4 protein-coding genes and 4 pseudogenes are annotated in these 6,208 nt (G+C 45.6%); 4 read left to right on the top strand and 4 right to left on the bottom strand.

Going from position 1 to position 6,208, the window contains the following annotated elements; genetic code table 11:
• Nucleotides 1-390 precede the first annotated feature (390 nt).
• Nucleotides 391-688 (top strand): annotated as a pseudogene (locus tag NDI42_RS28545) (helix-turn-helix domain-containing protein); the annotation flags it as partial.
• A 22-nt stretch (nucleotides 689-710) separates the two neighbouring features.
• Here NDI42_RS28545 and NDI42_RS29045 read toward each other — a convergent pair.
• Nucleotides 711-1,160 carry a transposase gene (locus NDI42_RS29045; protein WP_399316384.1) on the bottom strand — a complete coding sequence of 150 codons (450 nt, stop codon included), beginning with the start codon at nucleotides 1,158-1,160 and terminating at the stop codon, nucleotides 711-713.
• The gene (locus NDI42_RS29040) at nucleotides 1,157-1,540 is read right to left on the bottom strand and encodes an IS5 family transposase (protein WP_399316381.1); all 384 of its coding nucleotides are present in this window, start codon (nucleotides 1,538-1,540) and stop codon (nucleotides 1,157-1,159) included. The genes NDI42_RS29045 and NDI42_RS29040 overlap by 4 nt, the downstream gene beginning before the upstream one ends.
• Before the next feature lie 84 nt (nucleotides 1,541-1,624).
• Here NDI42_RS29040 and NDI42_RS28535 point away from each other — a divergent pair.
• A pseudogene (locus NDI42_RS28535) lies at nucleotides 1,625-2,251 on the top strand (IS630 family transposase); the annotation flags it as partial.
• Between the two features lie 16 nt (nucleotides 2,252-2,267).
• Here the strand turns inward: NDI42_RS28535 and NDI42_RS28530 are convergent.
• Together NDI42_RS28530 and NDI42_RS28525 are read right to left on the bottom strand one after the other, a co-directional pair.
• A pseudogene (locus tag NDI42_RS28530) lies at nucleotides 2,268-2,414 on the bottom strand (NF041680 family putative transposase); the annotation flags it as partial.
• Between the two features lie 103 nt (nucleotides 2,415-2,517).
• Nucleotides 2,518-3,108 (bottom strand): IS630 transposase-related protein, encoded by a 591-nt coding sequence (locus tag NDI42_RS28525; protein ID WP_190453081.1) that lies wholly within the window; start codon nucleotides 3,106-3,108, stop codon nucleotides 2,518-2,520.
• 495 nt (nucleotides 3,109-3,603) lie between these two features.
• Between NDI42_RS28525 and NDI42_RS28520 the strand changes: the two genes are divergently transcribed.
• Nucleotides 3,604-4,239, top strand: coding sequence for a transposase family protein (locus tag NDI42_RS28520; RefSeq protein WP_348231884.1), 636 nt, complete (start codon nucleotides 3,604-3,606; stop codon nucleotides 4,237-4,239).
• Between the two features lie 123 nt (nucleotides 4,240-4,362).
• A pseudogene (locus tag NDI42_RS28515) lies at nucleotides 4,363-6,028 on the top strand (IS1634 family transposase).
• Nucleotides 6,029-6,208 lie beyond the last annotated feature (180 nt).

Raw genomic sequence — 6,208 nt, 5'->3', positions numbered from 1 at the left:
CAGTTCTTTGACAAGCTTCGGAAATGACTGTACCATAGAAACTAATAAAATTAATTAGCATTTATCCCCAAATTTATCATGATTTGGGGATAATTTTTATAGAGTTTTCTTAACATTCAACATTTGTGGGTTTTCAACAAATTGTCTGCCCCAATTTTGATATTTAGGTTTTTTATTGTGAATCATACCAATTTTAACAATATGGTTAGAACCACAGTGAGGGCGGTCCCGTCTAGAAGTAAGGATAATTACTAAAAATTTTGATATTTTTCGTTTTTCAGTACTTAGTATACTATAGCAATTCTCAGAGTTATGGGGTAGGATGTGGTGCAAGTATATAAATTATAAAAATCAGCAATGAGGCCTTATCCGATTGAGTTTTAGCAAAAAATAATTGAAGTCTATGAAAAGGAAGGTATCTCCATAAAGAGTCTAGCTCAACGATTTTATGTTGCTTAAAGCAATATTGCAAAAATTAATCAAGCAATATAAAGAAACAGGAGATATTCATCCTTATCCTCAAGGGGGAAGCCCGGAACCGAAGCTCACGGAAGAGCAATTAATTGATTTAGTAGAAATTATCGAAACCAATAATGACGCGACGCTCGAAGAACTGTGTGACTTACTTGAAGAAAAGGTACAAGTTAGAGTCAGTCGAGCCACGATGGGAAGAATTACGCAAAAATTAAGAAACTGTTTGTAAATGTTCGTTAAGCAGTTTGGGATTCCCAAGTTCGACGATTTTTGGCTAAACGTCGGAGCATTAGCCGAATCATGACGACATAAATCATGCCCTGGTGATTTTCGGGCAACCGTTCATAGTCGCGGGTAAGGATGCGTGCATTTTCTAACCAAGTCCAAGTCCGTTCAACAATCCATCGTTTTGGTTCAACTTGAAAGCCTTGGGATGCCGTTGGACGTTGAGTGAGTTCAAGCTTAACTTGTCGCTCCTGCTGTTCAAAGAAGTGTTCAATCAATGCCCCTAAAGCTCCACGATACCCTTGGTCTGCCAAGACTTTGACAATTCGCTCAAACATCTCTAGTACCCATACCAAAACCGCAGGCGCGGCTTTGACATCCGCCGTATTTGCAGAGGTAACATAGCAACCGAGCACCAGTCCTAACACATCAACAACAACATGCCGTTTGCGCCCTTTCACCTTTTTGTGACCATCAACGCCGTGTTCTTCCCCCCTTTTTGTCCGAGTTTGACGGACTGACTATCTATAATGACCAAACTCGGTTCGGCATCACGCCCCTGTGCTGTTCGCACCTGTTGCACCAAAATGGTGTTGATTTGCTCCCAAATACCTAGGCGCACCCACAGGCGGAAGTATCCGTACACCGTTTGCCATGCGGGAAAATCACGCGGTAAATTTCGCCATTTGACCCCATTATCCGCTCGGTAGAAAATCGCGTTTAGCACATCCCGTAAGCTCACTTCCCGGTCTTTCCCCACAGGTTTTTTTGCGGGTAAAAGCGGTTCTATTAGGTGCCATTCCTTATCGGTGAGGTCACTGTCGTACAAGGGTTGGCTCATTGGCTCAAGTGTTAGAAGATGGACTACTTAGGTATGGCTCATTCCATCTCAGCACAGAACCTTCGCTTTATATTTATTTACAAACAGATTCTAAACTATAGTGTAAAAAAAACTCTGTACACCGCAGAAAAAACAAGTGAGAGAGTACAGGAGCAGCGAGTTGAGTTTTGGTCAAAAATTCGAGATATCCGCGTAGAAAACTTGGTTTTCATTGACGAATCAGGAGTTAACCTAGCAATGCTGAGGCTTTATGCCAGAGCTTTAAAAGGGAAAAGAGCTAGAGGGTAGAAGCCCCAAAAGAGAGGGAAGAATGTTTCTTTAATTGCTGCTTTATCAGTTCAAGAGTTGATAGCATCAGTCAATATTTACGGGGCAGTAGATGGTGCTACGTTTGAAGCGTTTATCGTTCATAGATTAATTCCTAAACTCTGGAAGGATGCTTGTGTTGTTATGGATAATACCAAAATTCATCAAGGAGAGATGGTAAGAGAATTTATAGGAAAAGCCGGAGCAAAACACAATTATTTATCTCCTTACTCTCCAGAGTTTTCCCCGATTGAAAATTTCTGGCCAAAAGTTAAATCTATTTTGGGAAAGACAGCAGCAAGAACCTACAAAGATTTAATCGATGCTATCACCAACGCCATGCTTGAGGTGACTCAGGAAAATATTCATAACTGGTTTGCTCATTCCTGTTACTGTGCCTCATGAGTGCGAGAATTGCTATAAATACTGGTGATAGCGATAAATCTGCCAAACTGTAGGCGTTCCGCGTCAGCAATATTGCATCCGTCAGTTCAAAAGTCGCATCATGCGCTCTACCTAAAAGGCTGTATGCTGCTTGACGAAATTCTTCTAGTAAGGCACGTTTCATATTGGCAGATGAGAATTGGTGGTTCTTTTCTCAGATTCTGCTAATCGGGGGCCTGTGTTCAAGCACACTCCTTATTTTTTTGTTTAACAGTCGGCTATTTAGTCTAAACTCCAGTTGTTAAGCTAATTGCACCTACGACTGTCACCTTGGCACCGCGATAAAAGGGTTTTAAGTCGTAGGCTCTCAAGCCTGCAAGTGATCGCCCATGAGTTCGTGTTAACCCCAGTAAAACACCCATCTCATCCAAAAAAACTAGGTTTTCTGGATTGATGTTTTTCACCTTCTCCCAATACTCACACCTCAGGTTTTGCACTCGTTCGGTGCTGCACTGGCTACTGCGTATCGTCTTTTTTTTTCGGGTCAGATTTTGTTTTTTTAGTGCGCGGCACATCATACTAGGACTGACCCATTGCTTGTGGCTCTCTCGCCAATATTCACAATATTCTGAGAGGGTGCCATCCGGATATTTTTCCACCATCTCAGCAAGTTGGGTTGTCGCTTTGTGTAATACACTTTTCAGGCTGCCACCCTGTTTTAGAGGTTCAACGTGACCAGTTGTTTGTTTTTGTTTCAACAGTTTCTCGACAAAGGCTTTGCTCACATCAAATCGGGCGGCTACTTTCCGAATTGATGTATTACCTTGTTCATAGGCTTTAATTACTTTTTCGCGAAAGTCGATGGAATAAGGTTTCATTCCTGCCTGGATATACTCGGTTGAGTGTACCACGTTTACGTGGAATATGCTGTATTACGGTGGATTGCACTTAATGCTCTAAATCGAGAACCATCTTTAAGGGCGTAGCACTCGTCAAAAATCGAATCGAGCTCTTATGGATAATAATTACATGCTCAAGATTTTGGCTGCTTGTTTAACCCAAATTGATGAAAACTCTCAACCTGCTTGTCAATAGCATTTGAGATGCGCTTGCCCTGGAGAACATATAGGACTCCTATTTGATTTTTGAAAAAGCTCCGTACATCTGAAAAGACGGAAAATCAAAGGTCGTGTTTCGGATAAACGACTTAAACATCCACTTTAAATGACAGTATGTCGGAATCAAGAGACCTCCTGCACGAATCGGAAGATAGTGTGCCAGTTTGCGCTCGCAGGCGGCACAAGAAGAAGTGAAACTGCATCGAAGCCTCAGGAGTGCTATGCCGTATCCAGACTTACAACCGCTTTCAGCAGGTGAGTTCAAGCGATTGTGTGGTGACCATCTCGGCAAAGGTTGCCGAGATGGTCACGGTGCTACGCCCGCACCTAGAGCGTCAAGGACGGCGTGGAGGACAGCCGAAGCTGAGTGTGGAAGACCAACTGCTGGTGGCATTGGAGTATTGGCGAGAGTATCGGAGTCAGTTTCACATTGGAGCCAGTTGGGGTTTGCACGAGACAACGGTGGGGCGGATTATCTACAAGGTGGAAGACCTGTTGATCAAAAGTGGCAAGTTTCGCTTGCCAAGCCAACGGCAGTTGTATCAACCGGGCTGGGAGTGGAACGTGTGGGTGGTGGATGTGGGCGAGATGGAGATTGAACGCCCCCAAAAAAACAGAAGCGCTACGGAGAGTGGCAAGCAGAAGTGTCATACCTTGAAGGCTCAACTGCTGGTGGACTATGACAGTAGGCAAGTCATTTGTACCGCAGTGGATACGGGCAGAACCCATGACTTTAAGGTACTCAAGCGAAGTCGCTTGCCGTTTGTGAGTTCACAGATGTGTTTAGCTGATCGAGGCTCTTCCCGGATTCGCCAAACTGCATCGGGGCGCGTGTACACCCACCAAGAAACCACGCAAGCAACTGTTGCCAGCAGAAGAAAAGCAGCATAACCGCGCGTTAGCACGACTGCGAGTGCGGACCCTTGCATGTAACCCACATTCCGCCCTTTCAACTGTCACAGTTGATAATTTTGAACAGGTAGAAGTAAGTGATGGCAAAGTTTCGGGTGCATCATGGTTTCTGGAGAAATTCGGGTTCAAAGTCTTAACCACCTTGGTCTAATAGCAGGACTAGTGGATGAAATCGGCATCGTTGAAGAAATTGATCACAAGTTAGGCAAGCATCCCAAAGAGTTGGTCAGTGCCGGTCAAGCGGTCAAAGCGATGATTATCAACGGCTTAGGCTTCGTGTCCGCGCCGCTGTATCTGTTTGAGCGATTTTTTGAAGGGAAAGCGACAGAACACCTGATTGGTCCTGGTGTCCGAGCCGAGCATTTCAATGATGACCGCCTCGGACGAGTGCTAGATCAACTGTATCTAGCGGGTCTAACCCAGTTGTTTGTCAGTATCGCCCTGAAAGCTGCCGCCAAATATGGCGTGGCGACTGATACTCTCCATTTAGACTCCTCATCGTTTCATGTGCATGGTCAGTACAAATCCAACACGGCACAACTGTCTGTAGTAGTGGACAAGGCAACATTAGTTGAGCCTTCCTCGGACGGGGAAGCCGTCCCTAAGCCCATTCACATCACTCAGGGTTACTCCCGCGACCACCGACCAGATCTCAAACAGTTCATCATTGACCTGATTTGTAGCGGGGATGGAGATGTACCCTTGTACCTGCGGATAGCAGATGGCAACGAAGCTAGACAAAGCGGTATTTGCCCAGTTGATGCTGGAGTTTCGCCAACAGCTTTCCTTTGATGCCCTAATGGTAGCAGATAGTGCCTTGTACAGTGCAGACAACCTAAAATTACTGCAAGGCTTAAGATGGATTAGTCGAGTGCCCCTGACAGTCGCTGAGGCCAAGCGTTTAGTTAATCAACTCAAGCCTGAAGAGTTTATTGCCACTCAGTTACCAGGTTACCGAATTGCTGAACGTGAAAGCCTTTATGGAGGTGTAGCACAACGGTGGGCGATAGTGGAGAGTACGGCTCGCCAACAGGCTGATATCAAGCAACTGCATTCTCGCCTCGACAAGTTGGAGCAACGGTTGAACCAGCAACTTAGCCAGTTGTCCCTTACTGACTTCCGTTGCGAAGCCGATGCTCTTTTAGCCGCCGACCGCTTCGCCCAAAAGCTGGAGTACCATTGCTTGCAAGCCGTCACGCTCACAAAACATAGCCAACACGTCAACCCAGGGCGACCTCGTAAAGATGCCCAACCCTCTATTACTTACCGAATTCAGGCTACCTTGGAGCGTAAGCAAGAGGCTATTTCTCGCGCGCTCACTTCTTCTGGTCGTTTTGTTCTAGCCACTAACATTACCGACTCAGCTCAACTGAGTGCTGAGCAAGTCTTGCAAGAATATAAGGCGCAACAATCCCCTGAGCGAGGGTTCCGCTTTCTAAAAGATCCTCTATTTTTCACCAACAGTGTCTTCCTCAAATCGCCAGAACGGATAGCAGCACTCGCTTTTGTTATGGGTCTATGCCTGCTAGTCTACAACTTGGGGCAGCGGCAACTGCGCCACGCTTTGGTCGAGGCGGGAATGAGCCTTCACAACCAACTTGGTCAAGCGACTCAGCGTCCTACCTTACGTTGGGTGTTTTAGTGTTTCCAGGATGTGCATCTGTTGCTGGTTGGTGGTACCAAGCAAATTGCCAATCTGACTCAGGAGCGTCTGTGGATACTTCGCTTTTTTGGACGAGCTTGTCGTCAATACTATTTGCTGCTTTGAGGGTTATTGCTAGGCGATGAGATCAAAATTATCGACTGTGACAGTTGAAAGGGCGGAATGTGGGATGTATAGCAACCAACAAGGCGGTTAGGACGTAAACTAAAGGTATTATCGTAATCGGCGATCGTCTGCTCTGCCATGCCTAAACCCTACAGTTACGACTTCCGTCAGAAGGTGATC

The sequence above is a fragment of the Funiculus sociatus GB2-C1 genome, from assembly GCF_039962115.1.
Classification (GTDB): domain Bacteria; phylum Cyanobacteriota; class Cyanobacteriia; order Cyanobacteriales; family FACHB-T130; genus Funiculus; species Funiculus sociatus.
This window is presented reverse-complemented; position numbering and strand designations above follow the sequence as displayed.

What these genes read in the sequence shown, in the direction of transcription:
- NDI42_RS28525 (WP_190453081.1), bottom strand. Translation starts at nt 3,108, where the DNA reads ATGAAACCTTATTCCATCGACTTTCGCGAAAAAGTAATTAAAGCCTAT.
- NDI42_RS29040 (WP_399316381.1), bottom strand. Translation starts at nt 1,540, where the DNA reads ATGAGCCAACCCTTGTACGACAGTGACCTCACCGATAAGGAATGGCAC.